This is a genomic window from Pseudomonas sp. TE3-3-F2023, assembly GCF_036784815.1.
GTDB classification, from domain to species: Bacteria; Pseudomonadota; Gammaproteobacteria; order Pseudomonadales; family Pseudomonadaceae; genus Aquipseudomonas; species Aquipseudomonas pudica.
This window is the reverse complement of the sequence record NZ_CP145113.1, coordinates 856,528-877,891: the sequence shown is the minus strand read 5'-3', so window position 1 is coordinate 877,891 and position 21,364 is coordinate 856,528. Positions and strand designations below refer to the sequence as shown.

Annotated in this window: 24 protein-coding genes; 10 read left to right on the top strand and 14 right to left on the bottom strand. The window is 62.6% G+C overall.

Annotated features, from left to right (window positions below; translation table 11 throughout):
* Window positions 1-329 precede the first annotated feature (329 nt).
* Complete coding sequence (locus tag V3314_RS03975) at window positions 330-971, top strand: hypothetical protein (RefSeq protein ID WP_085601989.1); 642 nt, start codon at window positions 330-332, stop codon at window positions 969-971.
* A gap of 131 nt (window positions 972-1,102) precedes the next feature.
* On the opposite strand, the gene V3314_RS03970 is transcribed toward V3314_RS03975, so the two are convergent.
* From V3314_RS03970 to prlC, 6 genes are all read right to left on the bottom strand, one after another.
* Window positions 1,103-2,635, bottom strand: a complete 1,533-nt coding sequence (locus tag V3314_RS03970) for a SulP family inorganic anion transporter (RefSeq protein WP_046615284.1) — start codon at window positions 2,633-2,635, stop codon at window positions 1,103-1,105.
* Window positions 2,636-2,826: 191 nt separating this feature from the next.
* Window positions 2,827-3,546 (bottom strand): carbonic anhydrase, encoded by a 720-nt coding sequence (locus V3314_RS03965; protein WP_013970295.1) that lies wholly within the window; start codon window positions 3,544-3,546, stop codon window positions 2,827-2,829.
* Between the two features lie 422 nt (window positions 3,547-3,968).
* Complete coding sequence (locus V3314_RS03960) at window positions 3,969-5,027, bottom strand: PA0069 family radical SAM protein (RefSeq protein ID WP_046615285.1); 1,059 nt, start codon at window positions 5,025-5,027, stop codon at window positions 3,969-3,971.
* A 77-nt stretch (window positions 5,028-5,104) separates the two neighbouring features.
* The gene (locus V3314_RS03955) at window positions 5,105-7,099 is read right to left on the bottom strand and encodes a M3 family metallopeptidase (protein ID WP_338459937.1); all 1,995 of its coding nucleotides are present in this window, start codon (window positions 7,097-7,099) and stop codon (window positions 5,105-5,107) included.
* 110 nt (window positions 7,100-7,209) lie between these two features.
* The gene (locus tag V3314_RS03950) at window positions 7,210-7,491 is read right to left on the bottom strand and encodes a YheV family putative zinc ribbon protein (protein ID WP_013970292.1); all 282 of its coding nucleotides are present in this window, start codon (window positions 7,489-7,491) and stop codon (window positions 7,210-7,212) included.
* Complete coding sequence (gene prlC, locus V3314_RS03945) at window positions 7,488-9,575, bottom strand: oligopeptidase A (protein ID WP_338459936.1); 2,088 nt, start codon at window positions 9,573-9,575, stop codon at window positions 7,488-7,490. The genes V3314_RS03950 and prlC overlap by 4 nt, the downstream gene beginning before the upstream one ends.
* A 66-nt stretch (window positions 9,576-9,641) precedes the next feature.
* Between prlC and V3314_RS03940 the strand changes: the two genes are divergently transcribed.
* Both V3314_RS03940 and V3314_RS03935 read left to right on the top strand, forming a co-directional pair.
* On the top strand, window positions 9,642-10,190 hold the full coding sequence (locus V3314_RS03940; RefSeq protein WP_046615288.1) for a gamma carbonic anhydrase family protein: 549 nt from the start codon (window positions 9,642-9,644) through the stop codon (window positions 10,188-10,190).
* A gap of 59 nt (window positions 10,191-10,249) precedes the next feature.
* Complete coding sequence (locus V3314_RS03935; RefSeq protein ID WP_046615289.1) at window positions 10,250-10,900, top strand: HAD family hydrolase; 651 nt, start codon at window positions 10,250-10,252, stop codon at window positions 10,898-10,900.
* A 117-nt stretch (window positions 10,901-11,017) separates the two neighbouring features.
* Here the strand turns inward: V3314_RS03935 and V3314_RS03930 are convergent, their stop codons facing one another.
* Window positions 11,018-12,091, bottom strand: coding sequence for an aminopeptidase (locus tag V3314_RS03930; RefSeq protein ID WP_338459935.1), 1,074 nt, complete (start codon window positions 12,089-12,091; stop codon window positions 11,018-11,020).
* Between the two features lie 85 nt (window positions 12,092-12,176).
* Here V3314_RS03930 and V3314_RS03925 point away from each other — a divergent pair, with 85 nt between their 5' ends.
* Together V3314_RS03925 and V3314_RS03920 are read left to right on the top strand one after the other, a co-directional pair.
* Complete coding sequence (locus V3314_RS03925; protein ID WP_015268455.1) at window positions 12,177-12,590, top strand: hypothetical protein; 414 nt, start codon at window positions 12,177-12,179, stop codon at window positions 12,588-12,590.
* Window positions 12,591-12,645: 55 nt separating this feature from the next.
* Window positions 12,646-13,059 carry a hypothetical protein gene (locus V3314_RS03920; protein ID WP_046615291.1) on the top strand — a complete coding sequence of 138 codons (414 nt, stop codon included), beginning with the start codon at window positions 12,646-12,648 and terminating at the stop codon, window positions 13,057-13,059.
* Between the two features lie 44 nt (window positions 13,060-13,103).
* Here V3314_RS03920 and V3314_RS03915 read toward each other — a convergent pair whose 3' ends face one another.
* Both V3314_RS03915 and V3314_RS03910 read right to left on the bottom strand, forming a co-directional pair.
* The gene (locus V3314_RS03915) at window positions 13,104-13,337 is read right to left on the bottom strand and encodes a DUF1161 domain-containing protein (RefSeq protein WP_046615292.1); all 234 of its coding nucleotides are present in this window, start codon (window positions 13,335-13,337) and stop codon (window positions 13,104-13,106) included.
* A gap of 73 nt (window positions 13,338-13,410) precedes the next feature.
* Window positions 13,411-13,836 (bottom strand): OsmC family protein, encoded by a 426-nt coding sequence (locus tag V3314_RS03910; RefSeq protein WP_046615293.1) that lies wholly within the window; start codon window positions 13,834-13,836, stop codon window positions 13,411-13,413.
* Window positions 13,837-13,988: 152 nt separating this feature from the next.
* Between V3314_RS03910 and V3314_RS03905 the strand changes: the two genes are divergently transcribed.
* On the top strand, window positions 13,989-14,993 hold the full coding sequence (locus tag V3314_RS03905) for an LLM class flavin-dependent oxidoreductase (RefSeq protein ID WP_046615294.1): 1,005 nt from the start codon (window positions 13,989-13,991) through the stop codon (window positions 14,991-14,993).
* Between the two features lie 98 nt (window positions 14,994-15,091).
* Here the strand turns inward: V3314_RS03905 and V3314_RS03900 are convergent, their stop codons facing one another.
* Both V3314_RS03900 and V3314_RS03895 read right to left on the bottom strand, forming a co-directional pair.
* Window positions 15,092-15,313, bottom strand: coding sequence for a DUF1161 domain-containing protein (locus V3314_RS03900; protein WP_003261041.1), 222 nt, complete (start codon window positions 15,311-15,313; stop codon window positions 15,092-15,094).
* Window positions 15,314-15,414: 101 nt separating this feature from the next.
* The gene (locus V3314_RS03895) at window positions 15,415-15,630 is read right to left on the bottom strand and encodes a dodecin (RefSeq protein ID WP_013970282.1); all 216 of its coding nucleotides are present in this window, start codon (window positions 15,628-15,630) and stop codon (window positions 15,415-15,417) included.
* Between the two features lie 150 nt (window positions 15,631-15,780).
* On the opposite strand from V3314_RS03895, the gene V3314_RS03890 reads away from it, so the two are divergent.
* Window positions 15,781-16,104, top strand: coding sequence for a DUF883 family protein (locus V3314_RS03890; RefSeq protein ID WP_003261039.1), 324 nt, complete (start codon window positions 15,781-15,783; stop codon window positions 16,102-16,104).
* On the opposite strand, the gene V3314_RS03885 is transcribed toward V3314_RS03890, so the two are convergent.
* Complete coding sequence (locus V3314_RS03885) at window positions 16,101-16,997, bottom strand: LysR family transcriptional regulator (protein WP_046615295.1); 897 nt, start codon at window positions 16,995-16,997, stop codon at window positions 16,101-16,103. The two genes, V3314_RS03890 and V3314_RS03885, sit on opposite strands and share 4 nt — an antisense overlap.
* A gap of 110 nt (window positions 16,998-17,107) precedes the next feature.
* Here V3314_RS03885 and trpB point away from each other — a divergent pair, with 110 nt between their 5' ends.
* A complete protein-coding gene (gene trpB, locus V3314_RS03880) occupies window positions 17,108-18,325 on the top strand; it encodes a tryptophan synthase subunit beta (RefSeq protein WP_015268451.1) in 1,218 nt (405 codons plus the stop codon).
* Window positions 18,322-19,131, top strand: a complete 810-nt coding sequence (gene trpA, locus V3314_RS03875; RefSeq protein WP_046615296.1) for a tryptophan synthase subunit alpha — start codon at window positions 18,322-18,324, stop codon at window positions 19,129-19,131. The genes trpB and trpA overlap by 4 nt, the downstream gene beginning before the upstream one ends.
* Window positions 19,132-19,251: 120 nt before the next feature.
* Here trpA and V3314_RS03870 read toward each other — a convergent pair whose 3' ends face one another.
* Complete coding sequence (locus V3314_RS03870) at window positions 19,252-19,584, bottom strand: DOPA 4,5-dioxygenase family protein (RefSeq protein WP_046615297.1); 333 nt, start codon at window positions 19,582-19,584, stop codon at window positions 19,252-19,254.
* Window positions 19,585-19,636: 52 nt separating this feature from the next.
* Between V3314_RS03870 and V3314_RS03865 the strand changes: the two genes are divergently transcribed.
* Entirely contained in the window at window positions 19,637-20,254 is a 618-nt protein-coding gene (locus V3314_RS03865; RefSeq protein ID WP_046615298.1) for an NAD(P)H-binding protein, read from the top strand.
* A 110-nt stretch (window positions 20,255-20,364) separates the two neighbouring features.
* Here V3314_RS03865 and V3314_RS03860 read toward each other — a convergent pair whose 3' ends face one another.
* Window positions 20,365-21,264, bottom strand: a complete 900-nt coding sequence (locus V3314_RS03860) for a LysR family transcriptional regulator (protein WP_025337194.1) — start codon at window positions 21,262-21,264, stop codon at window positions 20,365-20,367.
* Between the last annotated feature and the right edge of the window lie 100 nt (window positions 21,265-21,364).

Genomic DNA, 21,364 nt, shown 5'->3' with positions numbered 1-21,364 from the left:
GCCTGCGGCAAGAGGGAACGGCGGTCAAGACTGCCTGGCTTCGACGACCGAGCCCCTGCTAAAAGCAGTCGGGCCTCATCAACGAATCACGTTCTCCGGGAGTATAGACAGCGACCAACGGCACGCAACGAAGGCCGTGAAATGAACTTCATTAAATGGCTGAATGGCCTGAAAACCGCGCGCTTGATAGGTCATGGCGCAATAATGGCATTTCGATATGCCTGAGCATGCACACGTTTGCGTGACTTATAACAAATACGTCTTAGGTATTCTGTATACCGAGCTAATTTAGTGTCTTCCGTTTGAAACGTAATGTCCCTGGAGTTGTCATGAACATCGCTGCTGTACGCGAGCAGGTAAGCCAAGCCCATCAACACGAAGGCCAGACCGGCCAACTGAAAAAGCGTCTCGAGCTGCAACTGCCCCACCTGCACCCCTCGATCCAACTGCCTGAGCAGGACGCCCAGGGTACTTTGGCGCGCTTCGTCAGCGCCTACATCGACCAGGTTCCGGAACTGCTGGAGGCCGCCCATGAGGTCGCCCGCGAGGCCGGGATCGAATCGCAGATCAAACCTGTACTGAAAATCGCCGAAGCCTACTTTCTGCAGCCGCCCAGCGTGATGCAAGGGCATGTGGGCCTGGACTGCCTGCTGGATGAGGCCTACCTGGCGCACCGCCTGGTGGAAGAGGTGAACGACCTGTACATCCGTCACTTCCAGCAACCGTTGATCCCGGTCGACACCACCGTCGCCAACCTGATTGCCCACCAGTTGATTGGCGAGACGTTTGCCAACCAGCTGGATGAAGTGGTGCACCACTCGGTGGATGAAATGTTGAATGACGAAAGCTTCGCGGTGGAATCGGTGGAGGCCTACCGCGAGAAATTGAGCAGCCCGAAAACAGGCGCGGCGTGGAAGCGCTGGCCGTGCCTGTCACGGCAGCTGGGGGTGGAGCTGGGCCAGCCGGCCTGAAGTTCCTGTCCCAGCCTCTTCGCGGGCACGCCCGCTCCCACAGGGAAAGCACATGCCTTAATGGCTGTGGATTACCTGTGGGAGCGGGCGTGCCCGCGAAAGGGCCGGCTCATGCAGCAAATATTCCGGCTCTAGGCCCCAACCCCGGCCGTAGTCCGCATCCGCCCCTCGATCCGCCGCTTCAAGCGCCGCTGCTCGATCAGCAACCGCGACCCATTTGCCAAATTACTGCGGCCCCAATCTTCAAGCAGCTCAAGGCACGAGTGGTCGATATAGCTGAGGTTACCCAGCGGCACATGCAGCGTGGTCCCAGCCGGCACGCTATCCAGCACCTGGGTCAGCGCCGGCACCTTGAGGAAGGTGGCCGCGCCACTCAAGCGCAGCTCCATGTGCCCAGCCTTCTCCAGGCTGACCAGGTTGATCTTCAACCGCGCCGCCTTCAGTGCCAGCTTCAGCAAGGTCAGGGCAAAGCCCAGCAATACGCCGGTCAGCAGGTCGGTAAAAATGATCGCCAGTGCCGTCGCCGCGTAGGTGATCATCGGCATGCGGCCATAGCGGCCCAACCCACGAAACGCCTTGAAATCCACCAGTTTGACCCCGGTGAACACCAGCACACCCGCCAGGCTCGCCACCGGGATCTGCTGCAGCACGCTGCTCAGCGCCACCACGAATGCCAGCAGCCACAAGCCATGGAAGATCGCTGAAGCCCGAGTCTGCGCACCAGCCTGCACGTTCGCCGAGCTACGCACGATCACCCCGGTCATCGGTAACGCGCCGAGCATCCCACACAGCATGTTGCCGATGCCCTGGGCAGACAGCTCACGGTCGAAGTCCGAACGTTGGCCGCTGTGCATGCGGTCAACCGCTGCAGCCGACAATAAGGTTTCGGCGCTGGCGATGAAGGCCAGAGCGAAAGCGGCGACCAACAGGGTAGGGTCGGCCAGTTGCATCAGGTCACCAGGGCGGATCCAGTCGATGGCCTCGGACAGGTCGGCCGGCACCTGTACGCGATTCACCGGCAAGGCCAGCCACATGCTGATGGCCGTCATGGCCGACACACCCAGCAGGGCACCTGGGACAAAGCGCAGCCGCTGCGGCCGCAGGCGCTCCCAGCCCCACATGATGGCGATGGTACCCAGGCCCAGCGCACCGGCCATCCAGCCGGAGCCGGCGCTTTCCTGTGGCAGGGCCGCGGCCACGGTCGCCGGGAACTCCAGCAGGTTCTGCATGCCGGATGGCTGCGGCGCGGTATCGAACATCACATGCACCTGCGACAGCACGATCAGCACGCCAATTCCCGCCAGCATGCCGTACACCACCGCCGGCGCGGTAACCCGGAACCAGCAGCCCAGGCGCAGACGCCCGGCCAGCAACTGCAGCAAGCCGGCCAGCAGCAGGATCGGCCCGAGCATGGCCATGCCATGCTGGCGTACCAGTTCGAATACCAATACCGCCAGGCCAGCGGCCGGTCCACTGACCTGCAGCGGGGAACCGGCGAGAAAACCCACGACAACACCGCCGATAATGCCGGTGATCAGGCCTTTGGCGGGCGGCATGCCCGAGGCGATCGCAATGCCCATGCACAACGGCAGGGCCACCAGGAAGACCACCACCGACGCCAGCAACTCACGCGGCAGGGCCGCTTTCAACTGTGTAATGTTCACCGTGTTTCTCCTTTCTCTGTCGCACAGCCATTCCCCTGGCCGTGGGCACGTTTACCCCTGACGAGCGCGCAGGCGCGGGCCGCCAGCGGGCGTGCCGGCAGGCAGTCAGGGAATTCAAGGCAGCCGAAAGCCATGCCACACCCCTACAGGGTGCAGCCGGCTATCAAGGTTCCAGCGGGTGGATGGGTCGCTTAGTAGCGGCCTCTCGGAGTAGCGCAGGGGACCGGCTCGCCAGCAGCCAGGGGCAGGAAGGTATCGCTGGCGGCGTCGTAGGCTTCGATCTTGCTGGTCTCGATGTCGTAGACCCAGCCATGGATGTACAGCTCACCGGCTGCCAGGCGCGAAGCCACCGAAGGGTGAGTACGCAGGTGATGCAGCTGGGCGATGACGTTTTCCTTGGTCAGCACTTGCATGGTTTCGTGTTCGCTGCCGCACGAGCAGTTGTTCTCGACCACGGTGCGGGCCACTTCGGCGTGGCGCAACCAGGCGGACACTGTCGGCATCTTGGTCAGCGATTGCGGGTTGAGCACGGCACGCATGGCGCCGCAGTCGGAGTGGCCGCAGACGATGATGTGATGCACTTTCAACGCCAGCACGGCGTACTCGATAGCGCTGGAAACGCCGCCGTTCATCTGGCCATAAGGCGGTACCACGTTACCGACGTTACGGGTCACGAACAGGTCGCCAGGCGAACTCTGGGTGATCAGCTCGGGAACGATGCGCGAGTCGGCGCAGGTAATGAACATGGCTCGCGGGGTTTGCGCGGTGGCGAGCTTCTTGAACAGCTCTTGCTGCTCGGGGAAAACGTCATGGTGAAAACGCAGGAAGCCGTCGACGATGTGCTTCAGGGCGGCATCGGCGCTCTCCGCGGGGACCTGCGGTACGACCTTGGATGGGTCCTTGACGGGCATGATTCATCCTCTTGACGGTGTGTAGGTAAATCCATTTTACCGGTGAAAGATTCTGGCTATGCAGGGATTTAGATGACGCGCACAGGCCATAGATCACAGTCGGTGAAGACTGATTTCCTACGCTAGCGGGGAAAACTTAACTGAAACTTAATTCGAAGGCTCTAGAACGGGTGTTCCAGATAGGAAGGGCGGGCACTGGATAATAGCAAAAAAACATCAACTGCCAAGAGCCATTAGTCCAATTATCTACTTGGATTAGTTGTATTGACGGATGGCAATGCGCCCCATGCGGGAACCCGGAACCTGCACAGAACCTGTGGGAGCGGGCGTGCCCGCGAAAGAGGCAGCTTGGTACAAGGCACCGGCTGCGCCGGTGTTCGCGGGCGCGCCCGCTCCCACAAAGGCCGTGCTCTGCTCAAGCATCAGAACAGCGCCATCTGCCCACCCGGTGGGCAAAACGCCGAACAATCCAGCGCCTGCGCTTCTCGCCCTTCGAACTCCAGCCGCTTCATGGCCTTGGCAAAGCGCTGCGCCAGCAACTCGGCAAACACGCCTTCACCGCGCATGCGCGCACCAAACCGGCTGTCGTACAGTTCTCCGCCGCGGCTCTGGCGGATCAGGCTCAATACATGCGCCGCCCGCTGCGGGTAATGGTCCTGCAGCCATTGCTCGAACAACGGTGCCACTTCCAGCGGCAAGCGCAACATCATGTAGGCTGCGCTCTGTGCACCGGCCTCCCTCGCCGCATCCAGCAGCCGTTCCAGTTCACTGTCGTTGATCATCGGGATCATCGGCGAACACAACACGCCCACCGGTACTCCCGCCTCACGCAACACACGGATAGCCCGCAAGCGCGCCTTGGGTGATGCCGCGCGCGGTTCCAGCACCCGTTTCAGGTCATCGTCCAGCGTGGTCAGGCTGATCATCACCCGTACCAGACGCTGGCGGGCCATCTCGGCCAGCAGGTCGAGGTCGCGCAGCACCAGTGAACCCTTCGTGACGATGGTCACCGGATGGCGAAAACGCAGCAGCACTTCGAGCAGGCGACGGGTCAGCAGTTGCTCCCGCTCGATCGGCTGGTACGGGTCGGTATTGGAACCCAGGTTGATCGGCGCGCAAATGTAACCCGGTTTGCTCAATTGTTGCTCAAGCACCTCGGCGGCGTTGGTCTTGGCAATCAGCTTGGTCTCGAAATCCAGGCCGGGGGAAAGGTCCCAGTAGGCGTGGGAAGGGCGGGCATAACAGTAGATGCAACCGTGCTCGCAACCACGGTATGGGTTGATGGAGCGGTCGAAGGGCAGGTCGGGAGACGTATTGCGGCTGATCACCGACTTGGCCGTCTCTACCCGCACCTCGGTGCCCTGGGTTTGCGGCACCTCCTGACACCAGCCGTCATCCTCCGCCACCGAATGGCTGGGGGCAAAGCGGTTGTGCGGATTGTGCGCCGTGCCACGGCCCTTTTGCGGTGCTGGAGGAATCATGGCCTACCCCTGATACTGTATTCATATACAGTATATTGCCTGCCTGATTCTTTCCAGCACCTCCGGTCAGCGCGCGTTCACTTCAGGCCATGCCAACGTAGAAAGGGCAGCTGGCTCGACTGCCGGCCGAGGAACATCTCGATACCTTCACGCAACGGTCGCGATGCCCCTGGGGCAAGCAATGTCTCCTGCAAGGCCTGCCCTGTGGCCCGGTCCAGCAGGCCTTGGGCCTCGAAGCGGGTGAACAGGTCGAAGGCGTGCACGTCCGACCACAGATAGGCGTAATAACCGGCATCGTAGCCGTTTACCAGATGGTCGAAGGCATGCGCCGGGTGCTCGAAATCGGCCAGGGGCCAGTAACCACAATACTCACGGGCATCGCCCAGGCGCTGCTCGAGGGACCGGCCATCGTTCGGCATGCCATGCAGGTCCAGGTCGAACAGCGCCATGCTCAGGTCGCGCGCGGTTTCTTCCACACCTTGTTGCCGCAAGCGGCGCAGGCACTCATCGACCCGCGTCCGGGAAAGCTGGCTACCATCGTGCTGGTGCGAAGAGATCGCCACCAGGTAATCCGCGTCCCAGACCCAGCGCTCGAACAGCTTGCCGAACAACTCCACGCCATCGGTACCGAGTTCGGTGACGTTGGACATCACGTGGTTGGTCGTGCGCACCAGCAAATGGTGCAAGGCATGGCCAAACTCATGGAACAGCTTGCGCAGTGACAGATGGTCCAGCAACGGCTGGCTACCCGGCAGCGCTGCCGGCACGTCGCTATAGACCACCACCGAGGCCGTCTGGAAGATTCCCTCGGCATCGACCCGACGGTTGCGAATGTAGGTGGTGAATACCGAGTCAGGTTGTTTGCCGGCATGCTGTACGGCGTCCAGGTACAGGAAACCGATCAAGGCGTTGTCCTGCCGCACCTCGAACGGTTGCACGCTGTCATCCCAGGTTGCCAGCGGCCTGGCCAGCAGCGTTACGCCAAACAGTTTTTCCGCCAGCTGCTGCAATGCCCTGACCACGACATTCAGCGGGAAGTATTCGCGCAAGGCTTCGGTGGAAAGCACCGTGCGCGACGAGGCCTGCAGGTACGCAATGTCCCAGGGTTGGACATTCCCCAGCCCTTTGGCTGAGGCCTGGCGCTGCATATCTGCACGCCAATTCAGTACGGCCGGCCGCACATGGTCGGCCAGGTCATGAAGGAAGCTGCGCACCTGGGCAACCGAACCCGCGCTCTTCATCTGCAGGCTCTGCTCCAGATGGCTGGCAAAGCCGAGCAGGTGGGCCTTTTCTTCCAGCAGCCTCGCAAGTTGCTCCAGGTGCAAGCGATTATCCTGCTGTTGGCCAAGGCCGACGCCTCGGGTGTGGTAAGCCCGGTATACGCGCTCACGCAGTTGGCGGTTGTCAGCATGTTTGAGCACGGCCTCGGTGGTCGCGCTTTCGCATGCAATCAACCAACCCGGCTCACCCGCCTCCTGTGCCCTAGTAGCCAGCTCGTCACGGATACGTTGAGGTACACCGCTCAGTTCGGATTCATCCGTGATGCTCAGCCCTGGTCGGTTGATGTTGCTGCGAAACGCCTCCCGCGCAGCGCCAATCTGTTTCAGCAGGTCGGCCAGGCGCAGCTTGCCTGCTGGGTCGAGCGATGCACCACTGGAGGCGAACTTGTGCAGATGCCAGCGCAATGTGGCGCGTTTCTGGGCATCCAGCTGCTTGCCAATGTCGCTGTTGGCCAAGCGCTCATACAGGGCCTGCAGTGCGGAATTGGTGAACTTCTGTTCGAACCGCTCCGTGGCCTTGGCGAAGAAGTCGAAAATGGCACCGGCCCAGGCTTCATCCCGGCCCACCAACGGCGAGGCAGCATACAACACCGTCAGAAGCTGACTATCCAGCCCATCCACCGCCAGCACCATGTCATCCCAGGTTGGCAATGCCTGCTGGTCGCGGATGATGCGTTCAATGCCTTGCTCGTGCGCCAACAGCACATGGTCGAAGGCAACTTGCATGTTTTGAAGCGTGATCGACGGGTAATCGACGGGGATACGGCTATTTTGCAGAAGGGGGTTGTCCATGGTGCAACACCTTGCTCGTAGAGAAGAGCAGGCGAGCTTGCATGGCCGGCGTGCAGCAGGTGGCCTGACTATCTACCACCCGGGCACGGCGCCCGGGCGGCACGACGGCTTTATTCAGCCGGTTTCTTCAGCTTCGGGTTTGGGAAGAACTGCACCGTCTGTACCTTGGCCGGCGCGGCTTTCGGTTCCAGATGGTTGACCCGGGTACCAAGCTCCTTCGGCACCGACAAGCCCTGCTCGTTGAGGGTGTCGGTAAAGCCGCAGGCCACGCATTCACGATGCGGTACGCCGTCTTCGTTCCACATCATCAGCTTGTCGGTCTCACTGCACGCCGGGCATACCGCCCCGGCAATGAAGCGTTTCTTGGTCTTGTTCACGGCTACCTCGCTCATGCTGCAGCGTCCTCGCTCAGGCCACTATGGCGCAGCAAGGCATCGATGGAAGGCTCACGGCCACGGAAGTCGACGAACAACTCCATAGGCTCGCGCGAACCACCGCGTGCCAGGATTGCCTCGCGGAAGGCACGGCCGGTTTCGGCGTTCAGCACGCCTTCTTCCTCGAAGCGCGAGAAGGCGTCAGCCGACAGCACTTCGGCCCACTTGTAGCTGTAGTAGCCCGCGGCATAACCACCAGCGAAGATGTGCGCAAAGCTGTTGGGGAAGCGGTTGTACGCCGGTGGGCGCATGACCGACACCTCGTCGCGCACGCCTTCGAGCACCTGCAGCACGCTGCGGCCGTCGCCATGGGTGGCATGCAGTTCAAAGTCGAACAGCGAGAACTCCAGCTGGCGCACCATCATCATGCCCGACTGGAAGTTCTTCGCCGCCAGCATCTTGTCCAGCAGGTCCTGGGGCAGTGGGGCACCGGTTTCGTAGTGGGCGGAAATCAGTGCCAGGCCTTCCGGCTCCCAGCACCAGTTTTCCATGAACTGGCTCGGCAGTTCCACCGCGTCCCAGGCCACGCCGTTGATGCCAGACACACCGGCATGCTCGATGCGGGTCAGCATGTGGTGCAGGCCGTGGCCGAACTCGTGGAACAAGGTGGTGACTTCATCGTGAGTCAACAGCGCCGGCTTGCCGGGTGCGGCCGGGGTGAAGTTGCACACCAGGTTGGCCACCGGGCTCTGCAACTGGCCGGCAGCTGTGCGGCGGCGGTCACGCGCGCCATCCATCCAGGCACCGCCACGCTTGTTGGGGCGGGCGTAGAGGTCGAAGAAGAAGCGGCCGACGTGCTGGCCGTTTTCCTTGATCTCGAACAGGCGCACATCCGGGTGCCAGCTGTCGAAGCCCTTGAGTTCGGCGATCTCGATGCCATACAGGCGCTGCACGATGCTGAACAGGCCGCTCAGTACCTTATCGATCGGGAAGTAGGCGCGCAGGGCTTCCTGAGAAACGCTGTAACGCTGCTCACGCAGCTTCTCGCCGAAGTAGCCGGCGTCCCAGCTGGCCAGTTCAGGGCAGCCCTGCTCGGCGGCATAGGCCTTGAGCTGCTCCAGATCCTGGGCAGCGAACGGCTTGGAACGCTTGGCCAGGTCACGCAGGAAGCTCAGCACCTGGTGGCTGGACTCGGCCATCTTGGTGGCCAGGCTCAGCTCGGCGTAGTTCTTGTAGCCCAGCAGTTCGGCCAGTTCCTGGCGCAGGCCGAGGATTTCCTGCATCACCGGGCCGTTGTCGAACTGGCCTGCATTCGGGCCCTGGTCCGAGGCACGGGTGCAGTATGCGGCGTAAAGCTCTTCGCGCAGGGCGCGGTCGCTGGCGTAGGTCATCACCGCGTAGTAGCTGGGGAATTCCAGGGTGATCAGCCAGCCGTCGAGGCCCTTGGCCTGGGCGGCGGCGGCCATCTGCGCCTTGGCCGAATCGGTCAGGCCGGCCAGCGCTGCTTCGTCGGTAACGTGCTTGGTCCAGGCCTGGGTGGCATCGAGCAGCTGGTTGGAGAAACGGCTGCCCAGCTCGCTGAGCTTGCTCTGCACTTCGGCGTAGCGCTGCTGTTTATCCGCCGGCAGGTCGATACCCGACAGGCGGAAGTCACGCAGGGCGTGCTCGAGGATAGTCTTTTGCGCCACGTCGAAACCGGCGGCCTCGGGGCTGTCGATCAGCGCCTGGTAGGCTTCGAACAGCGCGCGGTTCTGGCCCAGTTCGGTAGAGTAGGCGCTCAGCGCCGGCAGGCACGACTCATAGGCTTCGCGCAGCTGCGCGCTGTTACACACCGCATTGAGGTGGCTGACCGGGCTCCAGGCGGCGCCCAGGCGGTCGTTCAGTTCGTCCATGGCCAGCACCAGGCCAGCCCAGGTAGGGTTCTTGCCTTGCTTTTCGAGGATCTCGGCAATGGCTTTACGGTTGTCGGCCAGGATCGCTTCGATCGCCGGCAACACGTGTTCGGCACGGATTTGCGAGAAGGGCGGCAGATCGTAGGACTGCAGAAGCGGGTTGTTCGCACTCACGGTTTGGATACCTTGGCAGAAGAAACACTGCCCCATCTTAATTACAATCGACGCCGACCGCAGCAGGCAGCCTGCCTATCGGCACAGATGAGAGACGCTATCATGGCCATCCGAAGCTTCCAGCAACACACTCCGAAAGTTGGGCCCAGGGCCTTCGTCGACCGATCGGCGGTAGTGCTGGGCGACGTGGAAATCGGTGAAGACAGCTCCGTCTGGCCGTTGACCGTTATACGCGGCGACATGCACCGCATCCGCATCGGCGCGCGTACCAGCGTGCAGGACGGCAGCGTGCTGCACATCACCCATGCCGGCCCGTTCAACCCGGACGGCTTCCCGCTGATCATCGGTGACGAAGTGACCATCGGCCACAAGGTCATGCTGCATGGCTGCACCTTGGGCAACCGCATACTGGTCGGCATGGGCAGCACCATCATGGACGGCGCCATCGTCGAGGACGAAGTGATCATCGGCGCCGGTAGCCTGGTGCCGCCGGGCAAGCGCCTGGTCAGTGGCTACCTGTACATGGGCAGCCCGGTGAAGCAGGCCCGGCTGCTGAACGACAAGGAACACGCATTTTTCGCCTACAGCGCCAGTAACTACGTGAAGCTCAAGGACCAGCACCTGGCCGAAGGTTACGACCAACCGGAATGACCGCATTCGCGGGTAAACCCGCGAAGAAGGCCACGCAGCACTCAAGTGGAACTCAGTAAATGCACCAGCAAAACATCCTGTTCGACCTCGACGGCACCCTGACCGACCCACGCCAGGGCATCACCCGCTCGATCCAGTACGCCCTGGCCAAACTGGGCATCGACGAGCCGGACCTGACCCGCCTCGAGCACTTCATCGGCCCGCCTCTGCTGCAGGCCTTCATGCAGTTCTACAGCTTCGACGAAGCCAAGGCATGGGATGCAGTGAACTTCTATCGGGAACGCTTCAGCGTCACCGGCCTGTACGAAAACCTGGTGTTCGAAGGTGTGCCGGAGCTGCTCGAGGCCCTGAACGGCCAGGGCCGCACCCTCTACATCGCCACCTCCAAGCCGTGGAAGTTCGCCCGTGAAATCGCCCGGCACTTCGCCTTCGACCACCACTTCAAGGTGATCTACGGCAGTGAACTGGATGGCACACGCACCAACAAGGTCGAGCTGATTCGCCACCTGCTTGATGAAGAAGGGCTGGACCCGGCGCATACACTGATGATCGGCGACCGCAAGCATGACCTGATCGGTGCGCGCAGCAATGGCTTGCAGGCGGTGGCGGTGGGGTACGGGTTTGGTAGCCAGGAAGAACTGATGGCGGAAGAGCCGGCCTACCATTTTGCTACCTTGGCCGAGATGCATCAGGCATTTCTCAAGGCTTGATGGCCCTGGGGGCTGCTTTGCAGCCCATCGCGACACAAGGCCGCTCCTACAGGCGATCGCGTATCTTCTGTAGGAGCGGCCTTGCGTCGCGATGGGCCGCAAAGCGGCCCCAAAATCTCACCGGCTAACCATCAACCGCCGCAACGCCGCCTTCCGCTCTTCAATCGGCAACTGCCCCAACTGCTCGACCCGCTGATAAAACCGTGCCCAGTCCCCACCCACCTCACCGAACACCGCCGCAAACGCCGGTACCCACTGGTCATACAGCCCGAACGGCAGCAACTTGGCATTGCTCATCGGCCCATACATCCAGGCGTCATAGCGCTTGTCACCACCCCACTGGGCATCACGCACCTGCCGGTATTCCCGCCTTAGCCGCTCGAACTCCGCCTGCTTGGCCGTCCGCTTCTGCGCATCATCCAGAGGCCCGGCATAAATCGCCTGCAACCGTTCGCGGCTGGCCAGTACCAACCGGATGAACTGCTCACGCTGCTGCCCCTGCTCCCCACCAGAGGCAGCCAGGCCCCGCGCCACGCGCCATTGCCGGGTGCCTTCCTGCTCGACGAAGGAGGCAAACGACTCGTTGAACTCGGTGTCGTCCTGCACATAGAAGCGCTGGTGGGCCAGCTCATGGAAGATCAACGTGGCCAGGCGCTCGTCGCTCCAGCCCACCATCGACGACAGGATCGGGTCGTCGAACCAGCCCAGGGTCGAATAGGCCTCCACGCCGCCCACATACACATCCATGCCGTCCTGGCGCATCAACGCCGCCGCCCCACGCGCCGCGCCTTGCTGGTAATAGCCGCGATAGGCCACACACCCTGCGATCGGGAAGCAGTGCGTCACTGGCTGCAACGACAGCTCGGGGGTGGCGAACACATTCCATACCACGTAGGGCCTGCCAAGGTCGGCATACACCCGATAGCTGCGGTTATCCGGCAGCTTCAGTTGCTGGCTGGCAAATGCTCGCGCCTGCTTGGCATGCTCCAGGCGCGCGCGCAATTGCGGTGAAGTGGCCGGGTTGGCCACTACCTGCTCCAGCGGCTGACGTGCGCGTAGCAGCTGCCACTGGCCCTCGGCCAACTGCCCATAGTAGGCCGCGCTACTGCAACCGTTCAGCAGGAGCACCGCTAGCAGGGGAACCAAACGGGTGAAAACAAGGTCGAGTGGCCCAGGGCCTGAGCGCTGCATAAGAAAAAGTCGAAGCATCCGGGACTGTCTGACTCGCTCAAGGCCGATTCACTCCAAGACTATCTCGCCAAGGGGGCGTTTCGCCATGCGTGCACTGTTGGTCACCGGCTCACTGTTGCTGATATCCGCCTGTTCGACCTTGCCAGACCCCGACCCGAACCAGGCCTGGATCGACCTCACGCCCTACGACAACACCTCGCTGCACGCCGTGCAGGTAGATGAACGCGACTGGGCCGACAGCCGTTACTTCGAAGTACAGCCCGGCAGCCACGAGCTGACCGTGCGCTACCAGTTTCCGGTTACCCCCAGCAATATCGGCCCGGTCGAGGAGCCGTTGTGGCGGGATTGCCAGGTCAAGCTGACCTTCAAGGATTTCAGTGCCGGCCAGCGCTACCAGCTGCAGGCTGGCAGCATCGGTTTCCGCCCCTGGATCAAACTCTATGACCACCAGCAAAAACTGGTTGGGCAGGGTTTGCCTGCAGGCTGCCAGCGCACCTGAAACGCACAAACGGCGCTATGCTTGTAGCCTATAAGTCGCAAGTGGGAGTCTTGCCATGCGCCAGCCCATGATGCTGATCGCCCTCAGTGCATTGGGGGCTTGCGCCAGCCCCTTGCCGCCCGTCGACCCCAAGCAGGCCTGGGTCGACCTGTACACCATGACTCCCGGCAGGGTGATCATGGCCGACCGCCTCGACGGCAAGCGCCTGGAGGATGGCCGTTACTTCCAGGTGACGCCGGGCAAGCACGAACTGGTAGTGCGCTTCGATTACGAGATATATGGGGGCGGCCTCATGACCCAGCCCAGGGACCGTACCTGCTACCTGACCGTGCGCTTTGACAACTTCAAGGCCGGCGAACGCTATCGGCTGGAGGCACGGGCGCCGGTGATGGAGCCGCAGGTGCTGCTCTATGACGGCAACCGCAAGGTGGTGGTGAACGAGCCTAGCGAGGTGTTCTGCATTCCGTGATCGGGGCTGCGAATGGGCCGCAAAGCGGCCCCGCAATTCTGAACCTACCGATCATTCTTCTGATAAATGATCTTCTTGGTCCCACCATCGCAGGTCCCGACGACCATGTTCTGGTCCTTGACCTCGCTGTTGGGCACGATCTCCAGGGTGTAGGACGGAACACCCTGGGCCTGGATCTTGGCCTCGATCTCGGCTTTGAGCTCCTCGCACGGCTTGACCGCCGCCAGCGCAGATGTGGCGACCAAGGAAGCCAACACGGCGATTGCTACGCGAATCATGAAACGGCTCCTGAAAGGGCAGCGTGCTGCCGACGCTGTTTAGACTACAACAAACCGCCCTTATTGCACTGCTTCACCCCACCAGCGCCGCATCCAGGCTGATCTTCGCGTTCAGCACCTTGGACACCGGGCACCCAGCCTTGGCCTTGTCGGCAATCTCCAGGAACTGCGCTTCACTCGCCCCAGGCACCTTGGCCCTGAGCACCAGATGCACTGCGGTAATGGCAAAGCCATCAGCTTGCTTGTCGAGTGTCACTTCGGCAGCGGTGTCGATCCTGTCCGGGGTGAACCCCGCTTCGCCCAGCATCATCGACAGTGCCATCGAGAAGCAGCCAGCGTGCGCCGCGCCGATCAGCTCCTCCGGGTTGGTCCCGGGTGAGCCTTCGAAACGGGTATTGAAACCGTAGGGGTTCTGCTTGAGCGCGCCACTTTCAGTAGAAAGCAGGCCTTTGCCGTCCTTCAGGCCACCTTGCCAGATCGCCGATGCTGTCTTTTTCATGATGCCTCCTGGTCTCGGGTTACATGCTCATGGCTTCAGAGGTCAGCCGCCTACAGCAAGTTCAGAGCAATCGCACGGCAAGCATTGAATCCGTCGAATGTGCCCATACAGAGTTGTAAAGGCCTGTGGCCAAAAACCTTTGCGGAGGCTCCATGACGCAGCTGCGTGAACTGAAAATTTCCACCCTCGACCTGGTGCCGGTGCGCGCCGACGCCGGCCCGGCGCAGTCGCTGCGCAACTCGCTGGACCTGGCGCAGCACGTCGAACGCTTTGGTTACAACCGCTTCTGGGTTGCCGAGCACCACAACATGGACGGCATCGCCAGTTCGGCGACTTCGGTGCTGATCGGCTACCTGGCCGGGGGCACCTCGAGCATTCGCGTGGGCTCTGGCGGGGTCATGCTGCCCAACCACGCACCGCTGGTGATCGCCGAGCAGTTTGGCACCCTGGCCAGCCTGTACCCAGGGCGCATCGACCTGGGCCTGGGTCGCGCGCCGGGTTCCGATCAGATGACCGCCTACGCTCTGCGCCGCGACCGCGCCGGCGGCCCGGATGATTTCCCGGACGATGTCGAGGAACTGTCACGCTACCTCGGCCCGCGTACCGATGATCAAAAAGTGATCGCCGTGCCAGGGCACGACACCGACGTACCGATGTGGCTGCTCGGCTCCAGCCTGTTCAGCGCTCAATTGGCCGGCATGCGCGGCATGCCCTACGCTTTCGCCTCGCACTTTGCGCCGCGCTACATGCATGAGGCGATCCGCGTGTACCGCAACCACTTCAAGCCCTCGACAACGCTGGACAAGCCATACGTGATGCTGGGCATCCCCATGGTGGTGGCGGAAACCGACGAAAAGGCCGAATACCTGGCCACGTCCGTGTACCAGCGCATCCTCGCGCTGATTCGCGGGCAGAGCCTGATGCAGAAGCCGCCGGTGGAAAGCATGGATGGGCTGTGGCTGCCCCATGAGCGGGACGCGGTGGGCAGCTTCCTCGGCTTGGCGATGATTGGCAGCCCGCAGAAGGTGCGGGCCAAGGTGGAAGTGCTGCTGGAGCAGACCGGAGCAGATGAGCTGATCTTCACCTGTGATTTGTATGAGCATGCGGACCGGATTCGGTCCTATGAACTGTTGGCGCAGGCTCTCAAGACCGCGTGATCTTCTTCGCGGGTAAACCCGCTCCCACAGGTACGGCGTCGCTCTCAGGCCTGTGATATCCCTGTGGTAGCGGGTTTACCCGCGAAGAACCCAACCCGTTAACCGCGCCGGTACACAATCTCCTTGGTACCAGCCTCGCAGCTACCAATGACCTTGCCGGCCGGGTCGCCCTTGTCGACGATCTCCAACTTGTAGCCGGTAACCCCCTTGGCATCCAGCTTGGCCGCAATCTCTGCCTTGAGTTCCTCGCACGGCTTGCCCGCCGCCAGCGCACCACCGGCCAGGGTCATCAGGCCCAGCGCCAGAATCAGTTTGTTCATCACTCGCTTTCCTTGTGCAGATGACATCAGAAAGGGCGCCCGCCAAGGCGCCCTCTTCCTAAATACCCCATCATGTCGGGCTCATCCAGCCCGGCAATATGTCAGCTATTGGCGATACGGAAGCCGACCTTCAGCGTGACCTGGAAGTGCGCCGCCTTGTTGTCACGGATATGGCCACGGGTATCTATCACTTCGAACCACTCCAGGTGCTTGATGCTCTTGCCGGCTTCGGCCAGAGCATTGTTGATCGCCTCTTCGATGCTGGTGGTCGAAGACCCCACCAGTTCGATCTTCTTGTAGGTGTGATGATCGGTCATGAGCGCTCTCCTCGGATGATGGTGAGATTGAGCCTAGCAGTGCAGGCCTGGTTTACCTGCGAGCGGTCACTATTGGCGAAAGTTCGATCGCACTTTCCCGCGGGCCCAAGGTCGCAATCCTTACAGTCCATACTGCAAAGGAGAGTCAACATGCACCGCAATTCGCTGCGTAGAACGTCCCTGGAAAGCATGGAAGCGGAGATCGAGAGCCTTCTGAAAAGCCTGGAAAACCTCAAGCATGATGCGTCGGAGGAGTCCCAGAAATCGGTGAAGGCAATCCGCAGCAACGCCGAGAGCGCCCTTCGTCATTCGCGCCATCTGCTGAGCGATGCCTACGAGGAAGTGAAGCACCGCACCCGCCAGACCGGCATCGCCACCCGCGACTATGCCCAGGAACACCCGTACACCACCGCCGGCGTCGCCATTGGCGCGCTAGGCCTGCTGGCGGCGTACCTGATGTGCAAACGCAACTAAGCGCCCTGTCGCGCCAGTTCTGCCCTTAGCCACTGCGCCAACTGCTCGGCGCGCCCGTCCGCGGCGCGCCTGGGCACCCACAGCGCCAATGCCGCAGGGGTAGGTGAAAAGCCCCACGGCGCATTCAAACGGCCCGCCCGCAGGTCATCAGCGACCAGCGGCTGCGGCGCAATCGCCACACCCAACCCGGCCACCGCAGCTTCCAGCAGGTAATACAGGTGCTCGAAAGCCTGGCCATAGTGGAGGGTCGCCGGCTCCAACCCCTGTTCCAGTGCCCAGGTCGGCCAAGCCTGCGGACGCGAGGTGGTGTGCAGCAAGGCTTCGCCCAGCAAGGCCTTGGCCGGCGCGCCCCGCAAGCGCTCGAAACCGGCGAAATGCGGGCTGAGCACCGGCCCGATGCGCTCCTCGGCCAGTACATGCACCTGCATGTCCGACGGCCATGGCGGCTCGGCATACACCAGCAGCGCATCCAGCCCAGGCCGTCGCGGGTCCAGGTCACCTTCACCGGCCGACAGGTGCAAGCGTAGCTCTGGCAAATCTGCCTGCAACCGCCCCAACCGTGGGATGAACCAGCGCGCCAGCAGGCTGCCCGAGCAGCCCAGCACGAACGGCGCCTCGCTGACATCGTGGCTGAGCTCGGCGCACACGCTGCGCAGGCGATCGAAGGCTTCGCTACTGACATCGCGCAGGCGTACGCCGGCATCTGTGAGTTTGATGCCACGCCCGTCCTTCACGAACAGCGCGACGCCGAGGTGCTCTTCAAGTACCTTGATCTGCCGGCTGACGGCGCCATGGGTGACGTGCAGCGCTTCGGCAGCCTGGCTGACGCTGTTTAGCCTTGCGGTCGCTTCGAAGGCCCGCAGGGCATTGAGGGGAGGGAGGTCGTGGGCCATTTTATCTGTGAGTTTTTCTGACAAGTTTGCGCAATCTTATCGGTTTTCAGCCGGGCTTGCCGTGGTTACAGTAAAGCCCGTCACTCATTCATAACGCCCTGGAGCGCCCCATGACCCAGTCCCAATACCGCCCCGGCCCCGACGCCAACGGCCTGTTCGGCTCGTTCGGCGGCCGCTACGTGGCCGAGACCCTGATGCCACTGGTGCTGGACCTGGCCCGCGAATACGAAGCGGCCAAGGCAGACCCCAAGTTCCTCGAAGAGCTGGCCTACTTCCAGCGCGACTACATCGGCCGCCCCAACCCACTGTACTTCGCCGAGCGCCTGACCGAGCACTGCGGCGGCGCGAAGATCTTCTTCAAGCGTGAAGAACTCAACCACACCGGCGCGCACAAGGTGAACAACTGCATCGGCCAGGTGCTGCTGGCCAAGCGCATGGGCAAGAAGCGCCTGATCGCCGAAACCGGCGCCGGCATGCATGGCGTGGCCACCGCCACCGTCGCTGCCCGCTTCGGCCTGCCTTGTGTGATCTACATGGGCGCCACCGACATCGAGCGCCAGCAGGCCAACGTGTTCCGCATGAAGCTGCTGGGCGCCGAGATCGTCCCGGTCACCGCCGGCACTGGCACCCTCAAGGATGCCATGAACGAGGCCCTGCGCGACTGGGTCACCAATGTCGAAGACACCTTCTACCTGATCGGCACCGTGGCCGGCCCGCACCCGTACCCGGCCATGGTCCGCGACTTCCAGTCGATCATCGGCAAGGAAACCCGCGCCCAGTTGCAAGAGAAGGAAGGCCGCCTGCCAGACAGCCTGGTTGCGTGCGTCGGTGGCGGCTCCAACGCCATGGGCCTGTTCCATGAGTTCCTCGAAGAGCCAAGCGTGCAGATCATCGGCGTCGAAGCCGGTGGCCATGGCGTGCACACCGACAAGCACGCCGCCAGCCTGAACGGCGGTGTACCGGGCGTGCTGCACGGCAACCGCACCTACCTGCTGCAGGACGAAGACGGCCAGATCACCGACGCCCACTCGATTTCCGCCGGCCTGGACTACCCGGGCATCGGCCCGGAGCACGCCTACCTGCACGAAGTGAAGCGTGTCGAGTACGTCAGCATCACCGACGACGAAGCGCTGGATGCGTTCCACGCCACCTGCCGCCTGGAAGGCATCATCCCGGCCCTGGAAAGCTCCCACGCCCTGGCCGAGGCGATCAAGCGCGCACCGAAGCTGCCCAAGGACCACCTGATGGTCGTGTGCCTGTCGGGCCGCGGCGACAAAGACATGCAAACCGTCATGAACCACATGGCCGCCCAGGAGAAACAGGCATGAGCCGTCTTGAACAACGCTTCGCCGAGCTGAAGGCCGAAGGCCGCTCGGCACTGGTCACCTTCGTCACCGCGGGCGACCCGGGCTATGACGCCTCGCTGCAGATCCTCAAGGGCCTGCCGGCAGCCGGTGCCGACGTGATCGAGCTGGGCATGCCGTTCACCGACCCGATGGCCGACGGCGTGGCCATCCAGCTGGCCACCCTGCGTGCCCTGGAAGCTGGCCAGACCCTGGCCAAGACCCTGCAGATGGTTCGCGAATTCCGTGTGGATAACCAGGCCACACCGATCGTACTGATGGGTTACTACAACCCGATCCACCGCTTTGGCGTGGAAAAGTTCGTGGCCGAAGCCAAGCAAGCGGGTGTCGATGGCCTGATCATCGTCGACCTGCCACCAGAGCACGACGCCGAACTGGCGACCCCGGCCCAGGCTGCGGGTATCGACTTCATCCGCCTGACTACCCCTACCACCGACGACGTGCGCCTTCCGCGCGTGCTGGAGCGCAGCTCCGGGTTCGTCTACTACGTGTCGGTGGCCGGCGTGACCGGCGCCGGCTCGGCGACCACCGAGCACGTGACCCAAGCCATTGCCCGCCTGCGTCGGCATACCGATCTGCCGATCAGCGTTGGTTTTGGCATTCGTACACCGGAGCAGGCTGCGGCCATAGCCCGACTGTCGGACGGCGTGGTGGTGGGCTCGGCGCTGGTCGACAAGATTGCCCAGGCCAATAGTGCCGAGCAGGCAGTCAAAGATGTATTGAGCCTGTGCTCGGCACTGGCTGAAGGAGTGCGCAGCGCCCGCCGTTGAACCGCGTCGCCTTCATCGCCGGCAAGCCAGCTCCCACAGGTACAGCGCCGCCCTCAGGCCCTGTGATATCCCTGTGGGAGCTGGCTTGCCGGCGATGAGGCCAGTACAGACTATGAAGATCTAGCCCCCAAACATCGACAGATCCAGCGGCCGCACAGCCCCCATCCAGATCGCATGGTCACGGTGGTCCGCCAGTTCATCCCCGGTCAGCGGGTGCATGAAAACCACCAACCCCTTCCGATACAACGCCAACCAAGGCAACACCACACCCACCACCTCCGGCCCGAACGCCAACTGGCAGCTCCAGTCCGGGTGCGGCCCCACCGGTTTCTGGTGCATGCGCCCCATGGTCACGGGGAACAAACGCGCCGCTTCCTCGCACAGTTCACGGGCCTGGTCCATGGTCGCTGCGTCGTAGTAAACATGGGCGTGGTAACCCTTGATCCTCTGCACGATAACTCCTGATTGCGGTCCAACCATCACCACCTGCAAAGGGAGTGATGCAGTGAAAAACGCCGAAACCCCAGTGTTCAAACTGGTCCTGTTCGGGCCTGAAAGCAGCCTGGGCAACGCCCTGATGGTAGAGCTGCTGTCGCGCCAGCACGAAGTCACCGCCGTGGTCGACGACCTCAACCGCCACGCGCCGCGCCCCGGCCTGCATTTCAAGATAGGCGGGCTGGGCGATGCCGACCAGGCGGAGCAGGGCGCGGCAGGCGGGTCAGCAGTAATTGCCTTGTTGTCGACACTGGCACCGGGCGATTTGCCCGGGCAAGCCCGCATGAGCGAGGCGCTGGTGGCGGGGCTGAAGCGTACGACTATACGCCGGCTGTTGCTGGTGGGCGATTTCGATGTGCTGGATGAGCCGGGCAAGTACAGCGAGACAGAGCGGGAGTGTGTGGACCAGGTGGTGGACGGGTTACAGCGCAGTGCGTTGCACTGGACGCTGATCAATGCCCCACAGGAACTGGCCGGGTTGGGGATGGAGCATTTTCGCAGCACTGAAGGTACGCTGGAGCCGGGGTTGGCCGAGCCGTTGCGGCACCTGGCCAGGGTCGCGGCAGGGATGGTGGATATGCTGGAGCTGGATTTGCACCGGGGCGAGCATCTGAACTTCGTGGTCTAGATTGCCGGGGCTGCTGTGCAGCCCATCGCGACACAAGGCCGCTCCTACACGGGCCGGCCTTTGTAGGAGCGGCCTTGTGTCGCGATGGGCCGCATAGCGGCCCCAAAATCTCAAAGGCTACGCTCTTGCTCCAGCCAATCCACGAATCGCTCGATCAACGCCCCACGCCGCTTGCGTGGTGGCAGCACCGCGTAATACCCGCGCGCCGAGCGCAAACTGCCTTCCAACGGCCGGCATAGCAATCCTTGCTCCACCAGCCCATCCACCAGGTGCCCCCAGCCAATCGCCACCCCTTGCCCGGCGATCGCCGCCTGGATCAGCAACGTATAGTTATCAAACCGCAACTGCCCGGCCGGCGGCGGGCTGGCCACACCAAACCCGCGAAACACGCCCGCCCAGTCAAACCAACGGCTAGCCTGCTCGCCCTTCAAATGCAGCAAGGGCAATCGTTGCAAAGCCACGGCTGACAAGGGTTTGCCATGAATCAGCCGAGGGCTGCACACAGGAAAAACCTCCTCATCGAACAGCCAGCGGCTCTCGCCCTGGTGAAAACGCCCGTCGCCAAACAGCACCGCCACATCGATGTCCGGTCGCAACATGCCCTGGCTGCGCTCACCGGTCACCAGGCTCACATCCACCTGTGGATAAGCCTCGTGAAAACGCTGCAGCCGTGGCATCAGCCAGAACGCTGCAAAGGCGAAGTCGGTAGCCACCTGCAGCACTTCGCGCTGGCCGCGCCCACTGGCCTGGGCAATGCCGTCCTCCATGGCCTGCAGGCCCTGATGCACTTGTTCGAACAGCACCTGGCCAGCCTCGGTCAGCTCGATACCCCGATAAATGCGGTCGAACAGGCGCGTACCCAACTGTGCCTCCAGCCGTTTGACTTGCTGACTCACCGCCGGCTGCGTGGTGCCCAGCTCCAGCGCCGCGGCGGTAAAGCCGCGCAAGCGTGCGGCGGCCTCGAACACGCGCAAGGTATCCAGCGACAGCTCGGCAAGGTGATCAAACATTAGCGTGGCTAATCCCAGTCATTGCCCGCCATGGGCTTTACCCATGTTATCCACAGTCGCATCTTGATAGGCAAGCGGTTCGCATAACCCTCAACGATGG